Source organism: Anaerobacillus sp., from assembly GCF_046314235.1.
Taxonomy (GTDB): domain Bacteria; phylum Bacillota; class Bacilli; order Bacillales; family Anaerobacillaceae; genus Anaerobacillus.
In genome coordinates this window covers 99,872-122,788 of record NZ_JBKBWN010000011.1, presented here as the reverse complement: position 1 = coordinate 122,788, position 22,917 = coordinate 99,872, and the positions used below count along the sequence as shown (strand labels likewise).

Here is a 22,917-nt window from a genome sequence, read left to right as displayed (position 1 = left end):
AAAATAGAAGTCAACGCTATGGAGGGAACTGTTTAAGCTTGGATATTGTTTTTTACAAATCGTTCAACACGTGTTAATGCTTCTTGAATTTGATCTAAAGAAGTTGCATAGGAAAGTCGGACATTATCTGGAGCACCAAAACCTGATCCTGGAACTAATGCAACCTTCTCCACTTCTAATATTTTTTCAACCCATTCGTCAACACTATCGAAGCCATTCATAGTAACTGCTTCTCTTACGTTTGGAAATAGGTAAAATGCTCCTTTAGGCTTTACGCAGCTAACACCAGGAATACTTACAAGTTGCTCATAAACAACATTTAAGCGTTCTTCGAAAGCAACTCTCATCATTTCTACGAACTCGCTTTCAACATTGTAAGCAGCGATCGTTCCATATTGTGCCATTGTTGTTGGGTTTGATGTACTATGACTTGCTAAGTCTGTCATAGAATTGATAATTTCTGCGTTACCAGCGGCATAACCAATTCTCCAACCTGTCATAGAGTGAGATTTAGACACACCATTAATAATAATTGTTTGTTCCTTTAACGCTTCTGAAAGCTCCGCGATTGAAGTATGGACTGCATCGCCGTATACAAGCTTTTCGTAGATTTCATCAGAAACAATTAAAATGTCATGCTTTAAACAAACTTCGCCAAGCTCTTTTAGTTCCTCTTTTGTATAGAGAGAACCTGTTGGGTTGCTTGGGGAATTTATAATAAACGCTTTTGTTTTTTCTGTAATTGCAGCTTCTAGCTGCTCTTTAGTAATTTTGAAATCATTTGTTTCTAACCCTTCAACATAGACAGGTGTACCTTCTGCAAGTTTAACTTGTTCAGGGTAACTTACCCAATAAGGAGTTGGAATAATAACTTCATCATCTGGATTTAGGATTGCTTGAAAAAGTAAGTATAACGCGTGTTTCGCTCCACTTGCCACAACAACTTCTTTTTGAGAATACGTCAAATTTTGATCTACTTTAAATTTATTGATGATACTATCCTTTAATGCGGGTAACCCACCAGAAGGTGTATATTTCGTTTGACCTTCTTGCATTGATTTTACTGCTGCTGCAATAATGTAATCAGGCGTATTGAAATCTGGTTCCCCAGCTCCTAAGCCAATAACATCATGCCCCGCTTCTTTTAAAGCTTTTGCCTTTGCCGTTATCGCTAAAGTTGATGATGGTGTTAAGGTTGAAACTCGATTTGCTAACTTCATTTTTACTCTCCTCCTAATTTCTAAAAAGACCTTAAATCATACTATAATGGTCTTATTAAAAGCTTTCAAGTATTTTTCTGATAATTGTTAAAATTTTCACATACCTAAATGATAATGTTTTAAATAAGTGCCTGTTTTAAAGCTTATGAAATAATATGAAAGACGTTCTTGCTGATCTTTATAAATAATTTCGTATAAAGGAATTGAATTTTCCATGCCAAGTTTAATACTAATTAATTGTTTTGGATTTAATTCTCTTTCGATAAACTGTTTGACCTCGTCAATACTTATGCCTTCGTTTTTTTGTCTCACAACGTACTTATCTAATGAATGAGGTACCCAAACAATGAACTCCTCACCATCTTGATCAGCTATTTGAAATACATGAAAACTTTCGGTTCCATGGTAATAATCCGAAACAATGATTTGATCGATGTCAATATTTTCTTTTAAAAACCGTAAGGCTTCACTTTCACTTTGGCGGATTGGATCATTAATATGAGAATAAAAAACAAATCCTTGCCAAACAACAACTACAAATAAGATTATAATAATACTACTGATAATTTTGCGCATCGTCTATTTTACTCACCGTCATTTCTCCCATCTTCCGTTATTTGTCTATACTGCTTTAAAAAAAAAGCTTTCTTCCTACTTAATAAAATATTACTAAACATAGCTTACTTTTTACGGGAGATAATATAAGTACCGCTCAACAAAGGAGGCGTGAGCGTGGAGCAACTATCTCTTGAAAAAGAACCAATTTCACATCTTAGCACATGTGAGTGGTACCAAAGGGAAAAAGAAAGCTTTTCTTTATCATCACCAGAACGACCTAAGTTAGAACGCACTATGCACTACTGTTTTCGGCAAACATCTTTTCCAGAAGTGTTGGAAAAGCAATCTGTTTAAGCATAACTTAGTTTTTTTAATGTGTTTTTAGCCGACCATGATTTTGATGACTGTTTCTTCTACAGTTATCATTTTTCTACAAAATAACCTCCGACACCTACACCTAACTTAAGGTTTCCTCAAGTTGACGTTCATGCGTCAATACTTAGCAGATGACAGAATAAGTCCACTCAACTTACTTTGTCCCATTGAGGAAGCCTCTTTTTTATGTAAAACCATTTGAATTAACTATAGATGATTATTTATGTGACTTGACTTATTCCCCTTCATCCAATTCTAATTTTCCTGACAATGTCAATTCTCGATGAACAAAGGGACGTTCTACTTCAGTAAGTTTTGAAAAGCACGGTTAGCTTCATAGATTATTTTTTCCTCATCTAATGACAGGCATTGCTTATTACGGACTAAACAGTTCCCTTTTACATAGACATCTAAAACATCTGCTCCTGATGCAGAATAAACAATGTGGGATGTGACGTGATCATTAGGTTGTAAATGAGGTTGTTGACTGTCGACAACTATAAAATCTGCCTCTTTGCCCTCTTGAATAACGCCAATGTTTTCCAACGCTAACGCTTTAGCGCCATTTTTGGTCGCCATTACCAGTACTTCTTCTGCAGAAACAACCGTAGCGTTTTCTAAATTACCTTTATGAATTAAAGCAGCCATTCTCATTTCTTGGAACATATCCAAATTGTTATTTGATGCTGCACTGTCTGTTCCCAATCCGACTAAAATGTTCTTACTAAGCATTTTTGGTATTTTAGCGATCCCAGAGCCAAGTTTTAGATTACTTATTGGATTGTGTGATACGGCTACTCGGTTATTGGCAAGCACTTCAAATTCCTCATCATCTAAATGAACACCGTGCGCAATCAAAGTATGAACATCGAATACACCTAATTCAGCCAAATGAATCGCTGGTCTTTTTCCGTACTTTTCAACGTGCTCGTTAACTTCTTTCGCTGTTTCAGATAAATGAATGTGAATTGGTAAGTTATTCTTTTTAGCCTCTAAAACAATCATCTCTAGAAAAGCAGGCGGACAGGTGTAAGGTGCATGGGGTGCCAGCATTGTACTAATTCGTCCGTCACCAAATCTTTTAAGAGATTTGCTTAAATGAATTGCTTCCGTTAATTTTTGCTCTTGTTCATTATAAGAGCATAAACCAATCATCCCTCTCGTAATTACCGCGCGTATTCCAGATTGCTGAACGAGTGCTGCAATTGTTTCAAGGTGAAGGTGATACATCTCTAAAAATGTTGTCGTGCCACTTTTTTGCATTTCTAAAATTGCTAAAGAAGCTGCTGCATGAATCGTTTCTTCTGTAAACTTACCTTCCATTGGCCACATTTTCGTTTTTAACCAAACATCTAATGGTAAATCATCTCCATAGCCTCTTAAAAGTGTACTCCCAATATGACCATGAGTATTGACTAACCCTGGTAAGACCCAATGACCATTTAAATTCACTCTCTCAGCTATGTCGTGAAAACTTAGCCTTGGATCTCCAGATTCAACCGTTTGGATCATTCCATTTTCAACAACAATAAAACCATTCTTTATAATTTTTCCTTTTTCCCCTGTCACTATAACTCCGTTGTAAAAGAGTTTTCTCATTCGTTTCTCCTTCAAAACATACCTCGTTATATAATAATATAAGAAGTAATTTTTTTAAAAATGTGTATTAATTATTTTTAAACAGTTTTGATATATTGTTCGCTAACCCAAAGGAAAAATCCTCCTCCTCTGGCCTAACTGTTAGGATTTCATAATCATCGTTATGACATTTAATGGAAACTGTTCCTAAGCGCGAAGTCTGATAAATATCAATCCATGTTTCTTGAAGACGTTCTAGCACTAATTCACTGACAGGTACCCCATTTTTTTTGAATAAAATCGCTACTTGTGGATCAACTTCTTCTAAAAATGGTTGTGTCGTTCCTTTTTCACTGCCAAAGTCTGCTACCTTTAGTATCGTTGATTTTAATTGATGACTATCTACTAATTCTTTTTCAACTTTTTTATCAGCTATTCCCATATATAATAATGTTTGTTTCCCATAAGAAAATACAATAGCTAGCGCTCCTTTGTCTAGGATATCTCGCTCCTCAACATAAAGAACTTCTGTTTTTAAAAATGGTAGTAATTCTGTAGTTGTACCTTTTTTCCAACCAATTACATCTTTATCGTGAAGTTGGTGGAACGAAATCAACTGTTGTTTAATTATTTCGGGAACAATGACCTTTTGAACATTGAAATTATTAATTACCCATTTTAAATTGCCTGTATACTCTTCAGTTTGGTTTGTAATAATTACCGTATCAATGAAATCAATATGGTACATTTTTAACCTTTGCTCTAATTCTTCTTGGGACTCAAGACTCCCTGTATCAATTAAAATATTTTGTCCCTTACCCGATTGCAATAGTGTAGCTTCACCGTTCGATAAGTCAAAAAACGTGTAGGCTAAATCTTGTTCCTCTAAATTCAAATCGACCTCAATCGTTTCCTTATCAGCGTAAGCTCCATAAGGGGTTACAATCATTTGAATTACTAACATAAATAATACTAAATATTTTCTCACAGTCATCACTCCGCGAACATGTTTACAAATCTTTTACATTATAACCAATTTTCTAATTCGTATAATAGTTGATCTAGAGAGTTTTCTTTCAGTGGAGCAGCTGGTAGCGACTGAATAAACAGCTTTCCATAGCGGGTTTCAGTAATTCTACGATCAAAAATAAATACTGCACCTCGGTCATGAGAAGAGCGAATTAGCCTTCCAAACCCTTGCTTAAAGCGAATAATTGCTTGTGGTAATGAAAGTTCCATAAATGGACTTTTCCCAAAAGCTTTTATTTTTTCACTTCTTGCTTCGAAAACTGGATTATCTGGTGGTGAGAACGGAAGCCTTACAATGACTAAACAACTTAAATCTTCTCCAGGGATATCCACCCCTTCCCAAAAAGAACTCGTTCCAAACAAGATTGCTTGATCAAATTGTTTAAAATTTTTCGTTAGTTTAGCCCTACTACCACTACTAATTCCTTGTCCAATGAGAACGAACTCTTCGTTCACAATAAAATCCTTCAACTGATAATAGGCTTTACGAAGCATGTCATAAGAAGTGAATAAAACTAACATTCTCCCTTTAGTGACTTTGGCAATGTCTAAAATACTGATGATAACCTCATAAATATATTCATTCTCGTCAACTTCTTTTATATTCGGTAATGTTGTTGGTACCATAAGCTGCACTTGATCGGCATAGTTAAACGGCGACTCGATCATTTGTGTCATTGCACCAAAGTCTTCTAATCCTAATCGATTAATAATGTAGTTAAAAGAATTTCTCACGGTTAAAGTCGCAGAAGTCATAACAACACTCGACTTCTTACTAAAAAAGTTATCCGCCAATATTTCACCAACCTCAATTGGCTTACTGTATATATATGTAGCGTTTTTAGCACCCTTAACATCAACTTCAATCCAGTACACAAAGTTCGGATCGTATTGTAATAGCAATTCCTCTAGCTTACCCTTTTCTTCTGATAAATTTGCGTAAAACCCTTTAAACGATGTTAAAATACCTGTTTGAGTAAAGTTTAACTCATACTCATCTAAAGAAAATTCCTCATTTATTCTTTTCATTAATTTTAGTGCATCACCTAACAGCATCTGCACTCTAAGAACCGCTTCTTGAATTTCCTTCCAACCACTACCAGTCATTTGATTTGGGTAGTAGCGTAAACTCTTCCTACCTACTTCTTGCTTTGACCTTGCAACACGATTTACAACTGTTGCATGAATGAGTCGAAAAGAATCGTCTACTTCGAACTTCAAATCAATGATTAGTCGCTCAAGTTTTTGAAAAAAATCATCTAAATTTAACCCAACTTCCTCTTGTACCGTTGCAACAAGTCGTAGTAAATCATGAGACTCTAACGTCCCTAATCTTGAAAATAAATGATGGAACGTTAAGTAATCGGTTCTGAGCCCAAAGTGATCGCTAGCTATTTCTTCTAAATGATGCGCTTCGTCTACAATGACTTGCTTATAACTAGGCAATAGCTGGTGGTCTTGAGTCATATCTGTAAATAGGAGGGCATGGTTTGTAATGATTAAATCTGCTCCATAAGCATTGTTTCTAGCACGATGATAAAAACATCTTGAAAACCACGGACAATGCTTCCCGATACATGAAGCCGCATCGCTTTGAACTTCACTCCAAAATACTTTACCACCACTTGGTAAATTTAACTGTTCAACATCTCCATCGACTGTTTCAGTTAGCCAAACTAAAATCTGCCCTTTTGAAAGGAGGGTGTCATAATTTTCACTTATTGACTCATCAAGCTTTTGTTCAAATTTCCGTAAACATAAATAATGGCTTCTTCCTTTTAAGACAGCGGAACGAAATGGAAAAGAAACAGCTTCTTTTAGAATTAGCATATCTCGTTCAATTAGTTGTTGCTGTAATTGCACGGTATGTGTACTGATGATTAATGACGTTTCTGTTTGTTTTGCATAAAAGAGTCCTGGTAGTAAATAAGCTAACGATTTCCCGGTTCCTGTTCCAGCTTCTACAAGGAGATGTTGATTTGAGAGAAGGGCGTCATCAATTAAATTCATCATCTCTCTTTGTCCTTCGCGAATTTCAAAACCATCCATCACATTTGCAAGTCTTGTTTCAATCTCTGGTAATTCATCTTTGAATTCTAGATCATCCTTAAAGCTTTCATTATTGGCAATTGGAGCTGATGCTTTTCGGATGACAAGCTGGCGGTATTCGTCTACATCATCATTATGTATTGCCACTTTTGTCATTTTATCGGTAATTGCAGTTTGGATAACATCATCTAGAGAACTGTCAAGCTTACTTGCAATTGGTTTTAGTTTTTGTAACGTTAATAATGGTAAATTAACCAATTTCTTCAGTAGTATTACTAATATTTCCGCTGTTACCTCTGCATCACTATCAGCTTGATGAGGACGATCATGATTTAAATGTAATTTAGTTGCCAAATGATTAAGTTTGAAAGCCTCTTCAGAAGGTAATAATAACCTAGCAAGTTCAACTGTATCGATAATTGGACCCAAAAAAGTATTATAGCCCGAGAGCTCTAGTTCATACTGCAAAAATGACAAATCAAAAGGAACATTATGAGCAACAAAATAGGCACCATTTAAAAATTCCATTAAAGTAGGCGCAACACTACTAAAAAGTGGTGCATCTGAAACCATCTCATTACTAATTCCCGTAAATTGTTGGATAAAAGCAGGTATTTCAATTTCTGGATTAATGAAGCTAGAAAATCTATTGACGATTTCCCCTTCTTCAACGACGACGACGCCAATTTGAATAATTCGATCGCCTTTTCTAGGATTGTTACCTGTCGTTTCTAAATCTACCACTACATACTTTTGCTTCACTAGCTTCACCCCCTCTTTATGTAATTAATACTGTTTAACTACAGCGAAAAGTCCAAGGAAATATACCCCTGAACCTTTCGTTTTCAAATTGATTGTATAATCATACCATTAACTTAAGATTTTATCGATTAATGGATGTTCTATTTTTTTCTGTTTTGTTTTTTCAATAACAATCTTTAATCGTTCTTTGTCATCCCACTTAGATAATAGCCATAGATAAGAAATCCAAATATTAACCTCGTCCCCATTCGCTGCAATCAGACTTTCAAACATCGAGATCGCACGGTCTTTTTCTTCTAAAAGCCCATAATTCCATGCAATACCGTGGTCTACCCAACTTTCAGTATACCCTAACGCCTCGAGTCGTTTGTAACAATGAATTGCTGCACTGTAATAACCGTATCTTTCGAACTCATAGGCAATTGTTACGAGCAAATCCTTATATTCTAATAACTGAAGTGCAGAGTACCATGCTTCGAACGCCTTCGTTTCATTTCCAAGTTTTAAATAACAAGATCCTAGTAAATAGTGCGCTTCACCGTCTTCTACGTTTGCTTTTATAGCTTTTTCAAAATAAGGAATCGCGAGTTCATATTTTTTTAACATAACAAAAGCCATCCCTATATTATATGGTACGTCTACATTTTTATAAAGGGAATTTGCCTTTTCAAAAAAATGAATAGCATCTTCATATTGATGAATACGTCCATATAAACACCCTAATCCTACATAAGCAAAATGCTTTTCAAATGAATTGCTACTTGTATGAATGACAAATAAAAAGGCTTCTTTCCCCTCATCAATTTTCCCTTCATAAAGGTATGAAAAACCTAAATATAAATAAAGAATTAGCTCCTCTGGTTTTTCACTAGCTATTTCTGTTTTTAATGTTTTAATTGCTTTACCAAACATTTCAAGTTGAAAATAGGTTGGTCCTTCAAGATGTTTTGGTATCGAATTTGCTTTACCTTTTGTTTGTGCTTTTAACTCTTTAATATCATCTAGTTTGTCTTCCATTTCCATCCAAGTTTCTAATATTGCACCGCATTCTTTTGCCAATTCCTCATATAAGTTTTCATTTACTTTATCGCTATTTTGGATTGCTTTTTTTAATTTTTGATATCTGTAATGCCAATCATTCACCCATTTTTCCATTAAAAATCCCCCTAACGCTAAAACAACTTATGCTAAGTGTTTTACATTAGGGGAATTAATATTCCATATTACCGTACTGTAAATGCAGGTTCTGTACCAAGCATTTCAACGATTCGATTGTTTTCATCCATAATGGCTACTTTAGGTTGGAATGTTTTTGCGGCTTCATCCGTCACAAGACCGTATGAGATAATGATGACAATGTCTCCTTGTTGAACAAGTCTTGCAGCTGCCCCATTCAAACAAATAACACCACTACCTCGTTCACCTGGAATAATGTATGTTTCAAGTCTTGCTCCATTGTTATTATTAACAATCTGCACTTTTTCATTGGGCAGCATATCGACCGCATCTAATATATCTTCATCTATTGTAATACTGCCAACATAATTTAAGTTTGCCTCAGTAACTCGCGCACGATGAATTTTTCCTTTCATCATTTGTCTAAACATGGTTATACCCCCGTTTTCTCATTTTTATTATTGAACTGTTACGGTGACGTTATCAATTAAGCGAGCTTGTGAGAACTTCAAGGCAATTGCAATTATAAGCTCACCTTGAATAGTTTCGAGCACATCTAAGCTTGGATAAGCTAACACTTCGACATAATCAATGATGCCACTAGTCTGTGATTGTAAATAATTACTGATACGCTCTTTAATAGCAGAGGGATTTTTTTCACCAGAAGCTATTTGGGCTAATGCTTGTTGTAGACTCACAAAGATCTCTTTAGCTTCTCTTCTTTCTTCAACTGAAAGATAGACATTTCTGGAGCTTTTCGCCAAGCCGTCTACTTCTCTTAGTGTCTTACATTTAATCACTTCAACAGGTAAATTAAAATCGTTGACCACATTTTCAATAACTGCTACTTGCTGAGCGTCCTTCATTCCAAAATAAGCACGTGTTGGTTGAACGATATTAAACAGTTTTAAGACAACAGTTGCTACACCATCAAAGTGACCTGGACGTGATTTCCCACAGAGCACTTCAACTCCCTTTTGCACGGTAACACTACATGACATGATGTTTGGATACATTTCTTTGACGTCAGGGTAAAAAATGACATCTACTTCTGCTGCTTTTGCTAATTCTTCGTCCCTTTTGAAATCTCTTGGATAACGGTCGAAATCTTCATTAGGTCCAAATTGAAGTGGATTTACAAAAATACTTAAAATAATAAATTCATCATGCCTTTTGGCATTTTCTACTAATGAGATATGACCTTCATGTAAGTAGCCCATTGTTGGAACAAAGCCAATTGTTTTTCCTGCATGTTTCAATTTGGTAACTAGTTTTTGTAACTCGGCAATTGTCCGAATAATGATCATTGTTGGCCTCCATACAAGCGATCTAGCTCTTCGTTTTTCATCGTAAATGTATGCTGTTCCATTGGAAACTGTGCTTCTTTAACTTCTTTTATATAAGAGCTCACCGCATCTAAAATCGTTTCAGTAATATTCGCATACTGCTTTACAAATTTCGGTACATGCCCGTTTCCATAGCCGACTAAGTCATGATAGACAAGGACTTGCCCGTCTGTATCAACACCTGCACCAATGCCAATAACAGGAATTGTTAATTCCTTTTGAATAAATTGGGCAATTTGGGTCGGGACACATTCTAACACAAGAATACATGCTCCTGCATGCTCTACTTGTTTTGAGTCTTCAATTAGTTGCTTAGCAGTTTCTGCGTCTTTTCCTTGGACACGATAGCCACCCATGACACCCACTGATTGAGGTGTTAACCCTAAATGAGCAACAACTGGTACTCCTGCTTTTGTTAACAGAGCCATTTTTTCAATAACTGCACCATTTCCTTCTAGCTTCACAGCATGAGCCCCGGCTTCTTGCATAAGCCGCTTGGCATTGTTCATCGTTTCTTCTAGAGTTGAATGGTATGTTAAAAAAGGCATATCCGTCACAATAAACGTATCCTTTGCACCACGTTTAACTGCCTTCGTGTGGAGGATCATATCTTCTAGAGTAACAGGAATCGTTGAATCATATCCAAGTACGACCATTCCAAGAGAATCACCGACTAGAATAACATCAACACCAGCTTCTTCAATAAGCTTCGCTGAAGGAGCATCATAGGCTGTTAACATGGCGATTTTTTCTTTATTTTTTTTCATTTGTTTAAACGTTACTGTTGTTTTCATTCGATTTCCTCCTTTATTGTTTTAGAGGAGAAAAAATGAAACTATTCTTTCTTATTTTCTACAAAAGCAAAAAACTTCTCACCAAAAGGAGAGAAGGATTTAACTTGGCACAACAGAAAATAAGAGTTTCTGTGAATGGCAAATCATGTTAGTTTCATTATCCCTCTGTCCTAGTCCTACAGGATCAAGGCAGACTATGTTTTATTGAAAAAACTTTTCTTCGGTGATGGTGCAGTTCTTATGATACTGCCCATATCGCTCTGATTATATCATCTTTTTACAACTTTGTGCCATTAAATTCAATATCAGCTGAATAAATTTTATGTGTTGTTCCAAAATCATCTTCTAATAGGAGCACACCTTCATCTGTAATACCCTTAGCAAACCCTTCAATTGAACCGCTAATAGTTCTTGCCGTAATTCTCCGTCCAATTGTAATCGCATGAGCTTCCCACATTTGTTTAATTGGTAAAAAACCTGCTTCTAAAAACAATTCATAAAGCTGCTCAAATTGGGCTAGGATGTTATGTAAAATAGTCGCTCGATTTACTTCTTCACCTTTTTCAATGAATAAAGAAGTGGCAATATCGCTAATCTCTTTTGGAAATGAGGTTTGATTCACGTTAAGGCCAATTCCAATTATAACTGAATGAATTTGATCAGGGTCAGCTTGCATTTCTGTGAGAATACCTACTAACTTCTTGTCATTTAATAAAATATCGTTTGGCCATTTTATATCACAATGGACTCCTATAGCACTTTCAATACCACGAATTACAGCAACAGCCGTTAACAGTGTCAATTGTGGCGCTTGTTGCGGTGGGATTTTCGGCTTTAAAATTAAACTTAGCCAAATGCCTGTTCCAATAGGAGAGAACCAAGGTCTACCTAACCTTCCTTTACCACCAATTTGCTCATCAGCGACAACTACTGTTCCTTCCTCGGCACCATCCCTAGCAATCCGATGAGCAATTTCTTGTGTTGATGAAACTGTTTGTTCATATACGACAAATTTCCCAACATACTTTGTCACTAAACCTGCTTTAATTTCATTTTCTGTTAGTAAATTAGGTTGATGAATAATCCGATAGCCCTTTCTGGGTGCTGCTTCTAATTTATAGCCTGCTTTACGCAGCTCTTCAATATGCTTCCAAACTGCAGTTCTTGAACAATTTAACGAATTACTAATTGCTTCACCAGAAACAAATTCTCCTTGTTGCTCAATCAACATTTCTAATAGCTTACTCCGCATGAATAAACCCCTCCTTTCGTAACCAACTAATGATCGCATGCTTTTCATTTGCTACCTTCTTTGTCACGACAGCCTTTTCTGCAATCGTTAATAACTCACCAATTCGAGTTTTTGGCTCTGCTTTATTAAGGTATAGCATAACATCATTCCCACTCAGGGATAGCTCTTGTTTCACCTTAATCGGAAGCTCACTAAAAGCTAATTCAACTGCCCTTAGATTTGCTGTTTCATTTGAGAGTGCCGCCCTTATCCGCTCAGTTTTCATAGTTGTTTCTAGCCCTAAATAATAATAATCTTCTAATGAAAACCCACACTCTACTACAGAAGTGAGGCGACTCAAAATTAAATTTACTTCAGTAATGATTTTTTTGGACTGTTTCATAAGGTGGAGATAGTCAGTGGCTTCTTTATGATTGGACATAAACAGCAATAATGTCCATACTTCGGTGATACTCGCTACTTTCTTAACCATAGTAATAATCTTCTGACTCTGTAAGGCGGCCTGTAATGGGCGAAGGTGGTCAATTTTCGCAAGCAGCTTCGTATCCTGAAATTGCTCAAATGCCTTTTCAACAAATTTTCCAAGCCAGATCTTTTCTAACTCTACTGTAATTCGTTCAATAGCTACTTTATTAATATGATCACCACATGTCAAAATCGCCATTGCTGTTTCTTCTTCAATTGTAAAAGAAAGTTGACTGACAAACCTAATCGCCCTTAACATTCTTAGTGGATCTTCTTCAAAACGACTTTGCGGTTCTTCTACACCACGTATAGTTTTGCTTTTAATATCAGCTTCACCACAATAAGGGTCATATATTATGCCTTTACTATTGATCGCCATCGCGTTCATCGTGAAATCACGGAGCCTTAAATCTTCCAATAGCGAGTTCCCTCTGAAGCTCGTCACTTCAAAGGAAGCACCTTCATGAAAAATAACAACCGTTCCGTGTTTTACTGCAACATCAATCGTCTTAGGGAATAAACGTTTAATGGCAGCAATTGGAGCAGAGGTAGTAATGTCAAAGTCATGAATAGCGTTGTTAAGTAAAAAATCACGAACTGCTCCACCGACTATGTAACTTTCATAACCTGCTTCTTCTAATCTATTCAAAATCTCCTTTGCCTGACGAAAGAGATTTGTCATATGTTGTTCCTTCTTTCTATTCAATAGCTTTTTCCTCATTTAAAACGGTGTAATAAATGTCTTCATATTCTGAAACAATTTTTTCTTGACTAAAATACGTTTTTGCTCGATTAAAAGAGTTGTTTGCCATAGTTTCATGAAGCTGACGATTCGTTAGAATCTCCACAGCACGTAAAGCAATTTTATCGATATCACCAATTTCACAAATATATCCGGTCTCACCATCAGCAATTACCTCAGGTATTCCACCAGCCCGTGTTCCAATCACTGGAACCTGGCAAGCCATTGCTTCAAGTAATACTAAACCAAAGCTCTCTTTTTCTGATAGCAGCATCATTAAGTCACTAATAGACAGAAAGTCTGAAACATGCTTTTGATTTCCTAAAAATAACACTTTATCCTGAATACCTAGTTCCTTAACTAACCGACATACTTTCGAATACTCTGGTCCATCGCCTAATAGCAAGAGTTTTGCATCCACATGTTCAATAATTTTCGCAAAGCTTCGCACCACATCTGGAACTCGTTTCACAGGCCGAAAATTGGATACATGGATAACCACTTTTTCATCATCACGAATTTTATATTCACTTTTTAGACAAATGCAGTCTTTTTTGTAATAGACACGCTGATCAATAAAATTATATATAGGATATATTTTATTTTTTGTCTGTAAGCGTTCTTCCGTTTGCTCGATTAAATCATTTGATACCGCGGTAACAGCATCAGACTTCTCTATCCCCAATCGAATGATTTCACTTAAGGAATGGTCATTTCCTAACACCGTAATGTCTGTTCCATGAAGTGTTGTTACGATCTTCAAATTTCCACCGACGATTTCTTTGGCTAAATAGGCACAAATAGCATGTGGTATCGCATAATGAACATGAAGAAGATCAAGCTGTTCTCTTTTAGCTACCTCAGCCATCTTGTTAGCTAAAGATAAATCATAGGGTGGAAATTGAAACACCGAGTAATGATTAACTTCAACTTCATGGTAAAAAATATTAGAATAAACTTTATCTAATCGAAATGGTACCCCAGAAGTAATGAAGTGAATTTCATGACCCCGTTCAGCTAACAGTTTTCCAAGTTCAGTGGCTATAATTCCAGAACCGCCGACTGTTGGATAACAAGTAATTCCAATTTTTAGTTTCATCGCTTCTCCCTCAGTAATTGTTGAACAAGTATTGGTTGCTCAGTTATAAAGCCTTCACCATATTCAACCCCTAGTTCTTTTCCAAATAAACTTTCTCTAGCTAATACTGATGTTATGTAACCGTTTGTTAACGGTGTATCAACACCGCCTGGTTGCTTCAAAAATTGACTTTCATAAGCTTCCAACGCTTCAATTTTCAAATTTATTTCATTTGATATATCTATGACAAAGCTCGGCTTATGAAAACCGTTAATCATATAGTAATAAAAGGCTTCAGCCTTATGCGGTGGTAATTGCTGTTCATCCTCGAATTTTTTAATACCAGCTGAGAATACAGCTTCTTTGACAAGCCTGGCACAATGACCGTGGTCAGGGTGACGATCCTCGTAAAAAGGAGCAAAAATAATCTGTGGTCGATATTGACGGATCACTGTCACAATTTTTTTTATGTGATCGTTTGTAATCGTAATTCCGCGGTCTGGTATCTCAAGTTGAATACGTCTGTTCACACCAAGAATTTGTTGAGCGCGTTTGGCTTCTTTCATTCTAAGTTCAATATTGCCATTAGATGATAATTCAGCTTTTGTTAGATCACAAATTCCTACAGCGTAACCTTGCCGACTATATTGGGCAATCGTACCACCCATTCCGATTTCGACATCATCAGCATGGGCCCCGAAAGCTAACAACTGTAGACTGTTTTCACTAATCATGGATTGACTATTTTTCTCCATTCAAAATCTCCTCTTGCAAGACCCTTCACCAAGATTTCTCCCGTTGCCATATTTGTAGCTAACGGTATCGCATAGACATCACATAAACGAATTAATGCCGTAATGTCAGGTTCATGCGGTTGTGCTGCGAGTGGATCTCTAAAAAATAATACTAAGTCCATTTCATTTTTAGCAACTAGTGCACCAATTTGTTGGTCTCCTCCAAGTGGTCCTGATTGAAACCTTTCAATCTGTAGGTTTGTAGCCTCCATAACCCGCATTCCCGTAGTGCCTGTGCTATATAGTTGATGATTTTTCAAGATCGATTCATAAGCAATAGCAAATTGAACCATATCTGGCTTTTTCTTATCATGGGCAATTAAGGCAATCTTCATCTTTACATCCTCCCCTTTACTCTATAATATTCTCTAAGCCATATACTAATAGATCAAGCTTCATTACTGTTTCAACAGCTAAACGAATCCCTGGCATGAACGATGTTCGATCAATCGAGTCATGGCGAATTGTCAATGTTTGTCCTACTCCACCGAAAATAACCTCCTGATGGGCAACAAGGCCTGGTAAGCGAACACTATGAATTCGCATCCCCTGGAAATCTGCTCCTTTTGCTCCTACTAGCTCTTCTTTTTCTTCTGGGTTGCCTTGTTGTTTTGGCGCTCTCACTTCGGCAATCATTTGTGCCGTTTTTACAGCCGTTCCAGATGGCGCATCAAGTTTCTTATCATGATGCATTTCGATGATTTCTACGTCTGGCAAGAATTTTGCTGCCATTTGCGAAAATTTCATCATTAAGATCGCGCCAATCGCAAAGTTTGGAGCAATCACAGCACCCAGTCCTCTTTCTTGGGCGATTTGCGACAGTTCCGCCACATCTTGTTCAGTAAATCCAGTTGTCCCTACTACTGGCCTTACCCCATGTTCAAAAGCAATTTCCATATGCTTTCTACCAAATGTCGGGTTTGTTAAATCTATTAAGACATCGACTTCTTGCTCTGTTAAAGCTTTATGTAAATCTACATACATTAAAACATCGACATTAGGCATTCCATCAATTTCTGAAAGTAATTTGCCTTCGTTTTTAGTATCAATTGCCGCAACTAATTGAAAGTGTGGAGTTGATGTTACCATCCGAACTGCTTCCTGTCCCATTTTTCCGCCTGCACCAGTAATCGCAACTTTTATTGTTGATTGTGTCATCATTATTACTCCTTTACTCTTCTATTTTCGTCCAACGATCTTTATCACGAGTTTTGAATTTCTCCATCACAAGGTCGAAGGCTTCTTCTAAATTAATGTTTAAAGAATTCGCAAAACATACTAAGACAAAAAACATATCGCCTAGCTCTTGTTCCATCGATCGTTCTTCTTCGCTATTCTTCTTTGGCTTTTCCCCATAATGGTGATTAACCTCACGAGCTAACTCCCCTAGTTCTTCGGTCATCCTTGCGAGCATCGCTAAGGGGCTAAAGTAACCTTCTTTAAATTGCCCAATGTATTGATCTACTTCTCTTTGAATATCATTTAAACGTTTTTCACTCACAATATCACCTCATTTACTTCTAGTTTACATGTTAGCTAAATCTGCATGATTTGACAAATATTATTTACAAAGTGGAATGGGAGTTTTTAAATAACCTAAACTAAAATACACTTTCCATTATAACCTTCATTTATTTATTGTAAAAACTTCGTTATAATATAGTTCGCATGGTCATGAATAATTAGAAAAGGAATTTTGCCATTATGAACACACCAATTAAACTGAAAAACGTTTTTTATATTTTATTTGGCGCGGCAATTATGTCGTTTGGGCTTGTCTACTTTAATATGGAAAACAATCTTGCAGATGGCGGCTTTACTGGGATCACGTTAATTTTGTTTTTTATCTTTAACTTTGATCCAGCTTACACGAATTTGCTATTAAATATCCCGTTATTTTTTATTGGCTGGAAAGTGCTTGGAAGAAACTCGTTTATTTACACCTTAATCGGAACGATTGGTTTATCGTTGTTTTTATTTATCTTTCAAAGATATCGATTTTTGGAAATTCCACTACATGACGATATGACCCTTGTTTCTTTGTTTGCTGGGGTGTTCATTGGTGTTGGTTTGGGGATTGTCTTCCGCTTTGGAGGTACAACAGGAGGCGTCGACATCATTGCACGCCTTGGCTTTAAATATCATGGGTGGAGTATGGGAAAAACAATGTTTATGTTTGATGCTGCTGTTATTACTTCTTCCTTGATCTTCTACTTAGATTATCGTGAAGCGATGTACACGCTAGTTGCGGTTTTTATTAGCGCAAAAGTCATCGACTTTATGCAACAAGGTGCTTATTCCGGGAAGGCTGCATTCATTATTTCTGAGAAATCTCAGGAAATATCAAGCTGTATTTTAAAGCAGATGGATAGGGGAGTAACTGTATTGAAAGGTACAGGAAGTTTTTCTGGTTCTGATAAGGAAATTTTGTATTGTGTCGTAAGTAGAAATGAGTTGATTCGCTTAAAAACAATAATTGAAAAAGTTGATCCCCATGCATTTGTTACTGTAAATGACGTTCAAGACGTCATTGGTGAAGGTTTTACGTTAGATGAATATAAACGACCGATTGAACATTAGATTAATGTAGAATGGTCGTACTAGTAATTCAGTTTACTAGTATAGAGTTGTTAGTGTATATCAATTAGTTTCGATAAAAGCAAAAAAAAGGATTGATCATTTATGTAAAAATAATATGACCATCCTTTTTATTTTTGTTATTAAGTTTAATCGTTGCTTCTCATACCGATATACATTAGAACGAAACGCATAAGTTCCATTACAGCAACTACAGCTGCAGCTACATATGTTAGAGCTGCGGCATCTAATACCTTTTTTGTTTCTCTTTCTTCATTGTTGCGAATGACACCGACAGAAACTATTTGTTCCATCGCGCGACTAGAAGCATTAAACTCAACTGGTAAAGTAACAACTTGGAACAATACAGCACCAGCCATGAAGATAATACCTAAAAGAAGTAAATTTGCTAGGTCTAGGAAGATACCTGCTAAAATAACGAAAATGGCACTATTAGAACCAAAATTAGCAACAGGAACTAATGTATGACGGAAACGAAGGAATGCATAATCTTCAGCATCCTGCATTGCGTGTCCGACTTCGTGTGCGGCAACAGCCGCACCTGCTACTGAATGACCATAATAGTTTTGTTCTGATAAGCGTACCGCTTTGGCACGAGGATCATAATGGTCAGTTAGTTGCCCTTGAACTGGCTCAACTGTTACATTATAAAGGCCATTGTCGTCAAGTATTTTCCTAGCCACTTGAGCCCCTGTCATACCTGACGAAGCTGGCACTTGTGAATATTTTTTATAGGCACTCTTCACCTTCATCTGTGCCCATAGCGGGATAATGATAAGTATCGCAAAATAAATTAAAAATCCACCCATCGATCGACTAACCTCCGTAATTTTATTAAGTATTTAATGTAATTCATAAATTATCATTAATTTTAATTTTAGTGAAAGTTTTTAATCCTGTCAATTGAAAGGGGGATAATCATTACTGCTTCATCTTTACTTTGTTTTTCTCACCTTTATACTTCTTATACCCTACATAAGACAACGACAATAAGATCGTTCCGCCAATTGAGAAAATAACCCACCATAACGAAGGATCTGCTTGGTCTTTTTCAAAACCTTGATATAGTTTCGCAAAATCCTCTTCCATTACTTTCATTTGCTTTGCTTTATCAGTATCAGAAACAATGGTTGCCCGATATTTTTCAACATATCTTACATGTGAATCAATTTTTTGAAATTGATGTGGTAAGAGATCAATCATAATTGCCGGTCTAATTACTGCATAGCGTTGTAAAAAACCGTTAAAATGGTGTTGAAATGAATTTGAATCTTCACTTGAGATAGCTTCCCGCATTTTTGCAAAGTAATTCATCACTTGTGTTTCTGTATTCTTCCACAGTGGATGATGTTCTGATACTAGAGCATCAATAACTAAGCGAAATTCAGAAACGGCTAATACCCGTTCTTCATGACTAGCAGCAGCACTAGTTACAGCACCTAGAGCTCGTTCGTATGATGTTGTAATTAGGCGCAATTGCGTCATCGATAAGTTTTGATCGTCATAGCGAATCGCCAAAAATTGCTTCGAGAAAAAATCTAACAATTGCTTTGCCTCACTATATTTTTCTTCCTTCACAAGCTGGAGTACTTTGTCAGCTGTTTGGTTTAAATGTCGCCACTCTTTTTGATCTAAATCCTTTTCTGCATGAACACTAGTAGAGAAAATTAGAAAAAATAAACAAATTAAAGTGAGCATCTTCTTGTGCATGCCTGTCCCTCCTCTTCATCTAATTAAATCCTATGAAGGGGTGGACAAGAGTAGACCTACAAATTGAGCATAAAACGATTTTTTCTTACCGCAAACATATAAACTACAAAAATTGAAAAAACACTAAGCGAAAAAGTAAAATAACCAATTTCCGTAATATTATTCATTAAAACCCTTGCTACCCATGGATGCATACCATACACATAATCAATAATGTCATTCGTTATTGTCCAAATCGAAACAATGATTAAATGCCTAACTTTAATTCGAAAGTACGGTGCGAAAATTAAAGCTTGAATTGCCATAGCACCGTGAGAGGCGATTAACATATAATTCTCCCATGTTAATGTTGCCCCAGCTAGTCCTGCCGCAATATTCATCACAACAGCCCAGACTCCATATTTAATTAACGTTACAGCTGCAAACGCCTCCATTAGTGGCCAATTCTTTTTAAATAAGAATACTACTAACACAAAAACTAAAAATAGACTTGCCGTCGGACTATCAGGGACAAAAATATAAAACTGTCTTGGAGTAATTGCTAATTGTTCTTTGTACCACCAATATCCATAGATTGTTCCAACTAAATTTGCTATTAGTAAAAGTGAAAGGACCCATTTCTTCCTCAGCATATGAATAAAATAATTAACCATGGGCAAATCTCCTAACAGTAAGTATGTATTGCTAATATTAATGACGCTCGTACCAGTGCTAGCTTATTTTTGTGAAAAAAAAGCTGACATTATGTCAGCTTTTCCTAACTTATTCAGGTGTACCCTCAGCAGCAATGTACTCTGCTAAAATTTCAAGTTCTTCATCTGTGCCAGTAAATAAGCCACCTGACATGATCCCTTTACCATTGACAATAATATCAATGATTTCTTCCTTAGTATAACCATGTTCAAACATTGAAGGTGCAACACCTGGGTTTCCTACCATGTTTTCTCCATGACAGCTAATACAGGTCCCTTGTGTTAGATAAATTTGATAACCTTCATGTTCCATATCTATTTGCTTTTCTTCAACAATTGCTCCCTGTTTTGCCGCAGCTTCCCAGTCATGGTTTGCAACTGATTCCCAAGTTAACCAAATAATTGATACTAATGCTAGTAGCATTAACCCAGTAGCAATTGGTCTTTTAAATGGACGACGCTCAGGTCCTCTATCAATAAATGGAGCTAATAGTAAAGCACCAAACGCAACACCAGGTATAACTACAGCTCCGATAACTGTAAAGTCACCTGATGCGAACTCATATTTCAATAATTGATACAAAAATAAGAAATACCAGTCTGGTAATGGAATATAGCTTGCGTCAGTTGGATCCGCGACACGTTCTAGTGGTGAAAAATGTGATATAGTCAGCATTAAATATCCGACCAAGAAAACCGCACCAACCATCCATTCTTTTAGTAAAAAGTTTGGCCAAAACGCCTCAGTTTTCCCTGGAAATTCGGAGTAATCTTTAGGAATGTTTGGTTTTCTTTCAGCCGGAACACGAGAATCACCGACAAATTTCATTCCTTTGCCACGATGCATAGTTTTCCCTCCTTTTGCTTCGATAATGACATATTTTTATAAAGGTCCAGAAATCCCTTGCTTACGAATCATCACAAAGTGAGCTCCTAGTAAGCCAAGCAATGCTCCTGGCAAGAAAAATACGTGAATTGCGAAAAATCTTGTTAATGTTTGAGCTCCGATAATTTCTCCCCCCGCTAATAACGTCTTAGCAAAGCCTCCAATAACCGGTGCACTTTCAGCAATCTGTAACCCAACAACAGTTGCAAAATAAGCTTTCATATCCCAAGGTAATAAATAACCCGTAAAACCTAAACCTAACATAACAAAGAAAATAAGTACGCCCACAACCCAGTTTAATTCACGAGGTTTCTTGTACGACCCTGTAAAGAAAACGCGTAATGTATGTAAAAACATCATTACAATTACTAAACTCGCACCCCAGTGATGCATTCCCCGAACGATCACACCAAAGGTAACTTCATTTTGTAAATAGTAAACCGATTGATAAGCATTAATAATATCTGGTACATAATACATTGTTAAAAACATACCTGATAAAATTTGAATAACAGTAATAAAAAATGTTAAACCCCCAAAGCAATATACAAATGCTGAAAAGTGGTGCGCAGGATTTACATGCTCCGGCACTTCATGATCAGCAATATCACGCCACATCGGCGTAATATCCAGACGTTCGTCTACCCAATTATAAATTTTATTTAACAATGATTACGCCTCCTTACACCTGTGGTCTTGGTCTTCCTAAATAAACAGTGCCATCTCGAACATCTAAGTCATAGACAAATAGTGGCTGTGTTGGCGGAGTACGATCAACGTTTTTGCCATTTTTCTCAAAGGCTCCACCATGGCATGGACAAAAGAATTGGTTTTGGTGTGCTTCATTTGTATTCCAGTCAATTGTACAGCCCAAATGTGTACATACTGGCGATAAAGCAACAATCTCGCCATTCTCTTCGTAAATCCACGCTGAACGAGATACTTCTGACTCATACCAAGCATCAACTTGATCAATCTTATAGTCAAAACGCTTAGGTTCATTCGAAAGCTGACTCACTTGCGTAACAGCAACCATGTTCGTTTCAGCACCTGCTTTTAAAGCAGGATCTAGGGCAAAGCGAACTAACGGCAACGTTATACCAGCAGCCATAAATCCACCAACACCTGTTAACGTATAATTTAAAAACTGACGCCTTGAAACTTTATGTTCTTTTTCACTCACAAACATTTCCCTCCCAACATTTTATTATAAGTCCCTCCGGACTATGGAAATAATCATTATACTAGGACATTATCATGATACTTTAATAACATTATCACTGTCAATAAAATGATAGAGTTAAATGTCCTCAATTATTGCTTTTTGCCACTTACTAGTAATTATCGGAAGCATTTGCTTAATTTGACTAGAAAGCGTTTCCATTTTGTATTTTTGTTCCATATGCTCTAATGGGATCGAAGGTATCCAAAGCAGCGTATCATTCATTTTTGCTTCAATTTGTTTCCACTCAACATCAGAAGTTAAAAAAATAATATGTGAAATCCCATTGCTTTTTAAGTGTTCATCAAAAGCATTTAACCTAAGTAATCGCTCTTCTAACTTTTCACTTTTTAAATATGTAAATGATGGAAACTGAAAAACTCTACCTTTAAATTGTCGTTCTAATTCATCACTAATTAATGTGATAAATTCCCCCATTTGGACAGTAGATTTTAGCTCATCTCCCCAAGAAATTGGAACTAGTGGAATGATTGCTGTATCAACATACTCCTTTGCTTGTAAATAAAGATCAACTTCTTTTGCTTGCCATTTCATTTTTGCGGTTTCCCCCTCTATTTCTTCTATAACTGT

The 22,917-nt window shown here is 36.4% G+C and carries 25 protein-coding genes; 2 read left to right on the top strand and 23 right to left on the bottom strand.

Annotated elements, in window-relative coordinates; translation table 11 throughout:
* Window positions 1-32: 32 nt before the first annotated feature.
* Both ACK4M9_RS15795 and ACK4M9_RS15790 read right to left on the bottom strand, forming a co-directional pair.
* Window positions 33-1,220, bottom strand: a complete 1,188-nt coding sequence (locus ACK4M9_RS15795; RefSeq protein WP_409852559.1) for a pyridoxal phosphate-dependent aminotransferase — start codon at window positions 1,218-1,220, stop codon at window positions 33-35.
* 96 nt (window positions 1,221-1,316) lie between these two features.
* On the bottom strand, window positions 1,317-1,796 hold the full coding sequence (locus ACK4M9_RS15790; RefSeq protein ID WP_409852557.1) for a hypothetical protein: 480 nt from the start codon (window positions 1,794-1,796) through the stop codon (window positions 1,317-1,319).
* A 156-nt stretch (window positions 1,797-1,952) separates the two neighbouring features.
* Here ACK4M9_RS15790 and ACK4M9_RS15785 point away from each other — a divergent pair, with 156 nt between their 5' ends.
* A complete protein-coding gene (locus ACK4M9_RS15785; RefSeq protein ID WP_409852555.1) occupies window positions 1,953-2,132 on the top strand; it encodes a hypothetical protein in 180 nt (59 codons plus the stop codon).
* A gap of 321 nt (window positions 2,133-2,453) precedes the next feature.
* On the opposite strand, the gene ACK4M9_RS15780 is transcribed toward ACK4M9_RS15785, so the two are convergent.
* The 14 genes from ACK4M9_RS15780 to ACK4M9_RS15715 form a co-directional block, all read right to left on the bottom strand.
* Window positions 2,454-3,752: an amidohydrolase gene (locus ACK4M9_RS15780; protein ID WP_409852552.1), complete on the bottom strand. Its 1,299-nt coding sequence runs from the start codon at window positions 3,750-3,752 to the stop codon at window positions 2,454-2,456.
* Window positions 3,753-3,819: 67 nt separating this feature from the next.
* Window positions 3,820-4,719 (bottom strand): ComEC/Rec2 family competence protein, encoded by a 900-nt coding sequence (locus tag ACK4M9_RS15775; RefSeq protein WP_409852550.1) that lies wholly within the window; start codon window positions 4,717-4,719, stop codon window positions 3,820-3,822.
* A gap of 38 nt (window positions 4,720-4,757) precedes the next feature.
* Entirely contained in the window at window positions 4,758-7,571 is a 2,814-nt protein-coding gene (gene dinG, locus ACK4M9_RS15770; RefSeq protein WP_409852547.1) for an ATP-dependent DNA helicase DinG, read from the bottom strand.
* 108 nt (window positions 7,572-7,679) lie between these two features.
* Window positions 7,680-8,726 (bottom strand): tetratricopeptide repeat protein, encoded by a 1,047-nt coding sequence (locus ACK4M9_RS15765; protein WP_409852545.1) that lies wholly within the window; start codon window positions 8,724-8,726, stop codon window positions 7,680-7,682.
* A 68-nt stretch (window positions 8,727-8,794) separates the two neighbouring features.
* Complete coding sequence (gene panD, locus ACK4M9_RS15760) at window positions 8,795-9,178, bottom strand: aspartate 1-decarboxylase (protein WP_409852542.1); 384 nt, start codon at window positions 9,176-9,178, stop codon at window positions 8,795-8,797.
* A gap of 27 nt (window positions 9,179-9,205) precedes the next feature.
* Window positions 9,206-10,054 (bottom strand): pantoate--beta-alanine ligase, encoded by an 849-nt coding sequence (gene panC / locus ACK4M9_RS15755; protein ID WP_409852539.1) that lies wholly within the window; start codon window positions 10,052-10,054, stop codon window positions 9,206-9,208.
* On the bottom strand, window positions 10,051-10,887 hold the full coding sequence (gene panB / locus ACK4M9_RS15750; protein ID WP_409852536.1) for a 3-methyl-2-oxobutanoate hydroxymethyltransferase: 837 nt from the start codon (window positions 10,885-10,887) through the stop codon (window positions 10,051-10,053). The genes panC and panB overlap by 4 nt, the downstream gene beginning before the upstream one ends.
* A 277-nt stretch (window positions 10,888-11,164) precedes the next feature.
* A complete protein-coding gene (locus tag ACK4M9_RS15745) occupies window positions 11,165-12,139 on the bottom strand; it encodes a biotin--[acetyl-CoA-carboxylase] ligase (protein WP_409852534.1) in 975 nt (324 codons plus the stop codon).
* A complete protein-coding gene (locus ACK4M9_RS15740) occupies window positions 12,129-13,286 on the bottom strand; it encodes a CCA tRNA nucleotidyltransferase (RefSeq protein WP_409852532.1) in 1,158 nt (385 codons plus the stop codon). Before ACK4M9_RS15740 ends, ACK4M9_RS15745 begins: the two co-directional genes overlap by 11 nt.
* Window positions 13,287-13,302: 16 nt before the next feature.
* On the bottom strand, window positions 13,303-14,445 hold the full coding sequence (gene bshA, locus ACK4M9_RS15735) for an N-acetyl-alpha-D-glucosaminyl L-malate synthase BshA (RefSeq protein ID WP_409852530.1): 1,143 nt from the start codon (window positions 14,443-14,445) through the stop codon (window positions 13,303-13,305).
* Window positions 14,442-15,158 (bottom strand): bacillithiol biosynthesis deacetylase BshB1, encoded by a 717-nt coding sequence (gene bshB1 / locus ACK4M9_RS15730; RefSeq protein WP_409852635.1) that lies wholly within the window; start codon window positions 15,156-15,158, stop codon window positions 14,442-14,444. The genes bshA and bshB1 overlap by 4 nt, the downstream gene beginning before the upstream one ends.
* Window positions 15,155-15,553 (bottom strand): methylglyoxal synthase, encoded by a 399-nt coding sequence (mgsA, locus tag ACK4M9_RS15725; protein ID WP_409852527.1) that lies wholly within the window; start codon window positions 15,551-15,553, stop codon window positions 15,155-15,157. The genes bshB1 and mgsA overlap by 4 nt, the downstream gene beginning before the upstream one ends.
* A gap of 16 nt (window positions 15,554-15,569) precedes the next feature.
* Entirely contained in the window at window positions 15,570-16,376 is an 807-nt protein-coding gene (gene dapB, locus ACK4M9_RS15720; protein WP_409852632.1) for a 4-hydroxy-tetrahydrodipicolinate reductase, read from the bottom strand.
* A gap of 13 nt (window positions 16,377-16,389) precedes the next feature.
* Window positions 16,390-16,719, bottom strand: coding sequence for a nucleotide pyrophosphohydrolase (locus ACK4M9_RS15715; protein WP_409852524.1), 330 nt, complete (start codon window positions 16,717-16,719; stop codon window positions 16,390-16,392).
* Between the two features lie 203 nt (window positions 16,720-16,922).
* Between ACK4M9_RS15715 and ACK4M9_RS15710 the strand changes: the two genes are divergently transcribed.
* On the top strand, window positions 16,923-17,798 hold the full coding sequence (locus tag ACK4M9_RS15710) for a YitT family protein (RefSeq protein WP_409852521.1): 876 nt from the start codon (window positions 16,923-16,925) through the stop codon (window positions 17,796-17,798).
* A gap of 146 nt (window positions 17,799-17,944) precedes the next feature.
* Here the strand turns inward: ACK4M9_RS15710 and ACK4M9_RS15705 are convergent, their stop codons facing one another.
* From ACK4M9_RS15705 to ACK4M9_RS15675, 7 genes are all read right to left on the bottom strand, one after another.
* On the bottom strand, window positions 17,945-18,625 hold the full coding sequence (locus tag ACK4M9_RS15705) for a zinc metallopeptidase (RefSeq protein WP_409852519.1): 681 nt from the start codon (window positions 18,623-18,625) through the stop codon (window positions 17,945-17,947).
* Between the two features lie 112 nt (window positions 18,626-18,737).
* Window positions 18,738-19,526, bottom strand: coding sequence for a sporulation protein YpjB (ypjB, locus tag ACK4M9_RS15700; protein ID WP_409852516.1), 789 nt, complete (start codon window positions 19,524-19,526; stop codon window positions 18,738-18,740).
* Between the two features lie 56 nt (window positions 19,527-19,582).
* Window positions 19,583-20,179, bottom strand: a complete 597-nt coding sequence (locus ACK4M9_RS15695) for a DUF1405 domain-containing protein (protein ID WP_409852514.1) — start codon at window positions 20,177-20,179, stop codon at window positions 19,583-19,585.
* A gap of 109 nt (window positions 20,180-20,288) precedes the next feature.
* A complete protein-coding gene (locus ACK4M9_RS15690; protein ID WP_409852513.1) occupies window positions 20,289-21,065 on the bottom strand; it encodes a menaquinol-cytochrome c reductase cytochrome b/c subunit in 777 nt (258 codons plus the stop codon).
* Window positions 21,066-21,101: 36 nt separating this feature from the next.
* Window positions 21,102-21,773: a menaquinol-cytochrome c reductase cytochrome b subunit gene (gene qcrB / locus ACK4M9_RS15685; RefSeq protein ID WP_409852510.1), complete on the bottom strand. Its 672-nt coding sequence runs from the start codon at window positions 21,771-21,773 to the stop codon at window positions 21,102-21,104.
* 13 nt (window positions 21,774-21,786) lie between these two features.
* On the bottom strand, window positions 21,787-22,287 hold the full coding sequence (locus ACK4M9_RS15680; protein WP_409852507.1) for a Rieske (2Fe-2S) protein: 501 nt from the start codon (window positions 22,285-22,287) through the stop codon (window positions 21,787-21,789).
* A gap of 117 nt (window positions 22,288-22,404) precedes the next feature.
* The gene (locus ACK4M9_RS15675; RefSeq protein WP_409852505.1) at window positions 22,405-22,881 is read right to left on the bottom strand and encodes a YpiF family protein; all 477 of its coding nucleotides are present in this window, start codon (window positions 22,879-22,881) and stop codon (window positions 22,405-22,407) included.
* Window positions 22,882-22,917: the final 36 nt, after the last annotated feature.

Coding starts and splice junctions, on each gene's coding strand:
- dapB (WP_409852632.1), bottom strand. CDS start 16,376: ATGACACAATCAACAATAAAAGTTGCGATTACTGGTGCAGGCGGAAAA.
- mgsA (WP_409852527.1), bottom strand. CDS start 15,553: ATGAAGATTGCCTTAATTGCCCATGATAAGAAAAAGCCAGATATGGTT.
- panC (WP_409852539.1), bottom strand. CDS start 10,054: ATGATCATTATTCGGACAATTGCCGAGTTACAAAAACTAGTTACCAAA.
- ACK4M9_RS15780 (WP_409852552.1), bottom strand. CDS start 3,752: ATGAGAAAACTCTTTTACAACGGAGTTATAGTGACAGGGGAAAAAGGA.
- ACK4M9_RS15795 (WP_409852559.1), bottom strand. CDS start 1,220: ATGAAGTTAGCAAATCGAGTTTCAACCTTAACACCATCATCAACTTTA.
- ACK4M9_RS15675 (WP_409852505.1), bottom strand. CDS start 22,881: ATGAAATGGCAAGCAAAAGAAGTTGATCTTTATTTACAAGCAAAGGAG.
- ACK4M9_RS15690 (WP_409852513.1), bottom strand. CDS start 21,065: ATGCATCGTGGCAAAGGAATGAAATTTGTCGGTGATTCTCGTGTTCCG.
- ACK4M9_RS15705 (WP_409852519.1), bottom strand. CDS start 18,625: ATGGGTGGATTTTTAATTTATTTTGCGATACTTATCATTATCCCGCTA.
- panD (WP_409852542.1), bottom strand. CDS start 9,178: ATGTTTAGACAAATGATGAAAGGAAAAATTCATCGTGCGCGAGTTACT.
- panB (WP_409852536.1), bottom strand. CDS start 10,887: ATGAAAACAACAGTAACGTTTAAACAAATGAAAAAAAATAAAGAAAAA.
- ACK4M9_RS15765 (WP_409852545.1), bottom strand. CDS start 8,726: ATGGAAAAATGGGTGAATGATTGGCATTACAGATATCAAAAATTAAAA.
- bshA (WP_409852530.1), bottom strand. CDS start 14,445: ATGAAACTAAAAATTGGAATTACTTGTTATCCAACAGTCGGCGGTTCT.
- ACK4M9_RS15710 (WP_409852521.1), top strand. CDS start 16,923: ATGAACACACCAATTAAACTGAAAAACGTTTTTTATATTTTATTTGGC.
- ACK4M9_RS15745 (WP_409852534.1), bottom strand. CDS start 12,139: ATGCGGAGTAAGCTATTAGAAATGTTGATTGAGCAACAAGGAGAATTT.
- bshB1 (WP_409852635.1), bottom strand. CDS start 15,158: ATGATTAGTGAAAACAGTCTACAGTTGTTAGCTTTCGGGGCCCATGCT.
- ACK4M9_RS15740 (WP_409852532.1), bottom strand. CDS start 13,286: ATGACAAATCTCTTTCGTCAGGCAAAGGAGATTTTGAATAGATTAGAA.
- ACK4M9_RS15790 (WP_409852557.1), bottom strand. CDS start 1,796: ATGCGCAAAATTATCAGTAGTATTATTATAATCTTATTTGTAGTTGTT.
- ypjB (WP_409852516.1), bottom strand. CDS start 19,526: ATGCACAAGAAGATGCTCACTTTAATTTGTTTATTTTTTCTAATTTTC.
- ACK4M9_RS15695 (WP_409852514.1), bottom strand. CDS start 20,179: ATGGTTAATTATTTTATTCATATGCTGAGGAAGAAATGGGTCCTTTCA.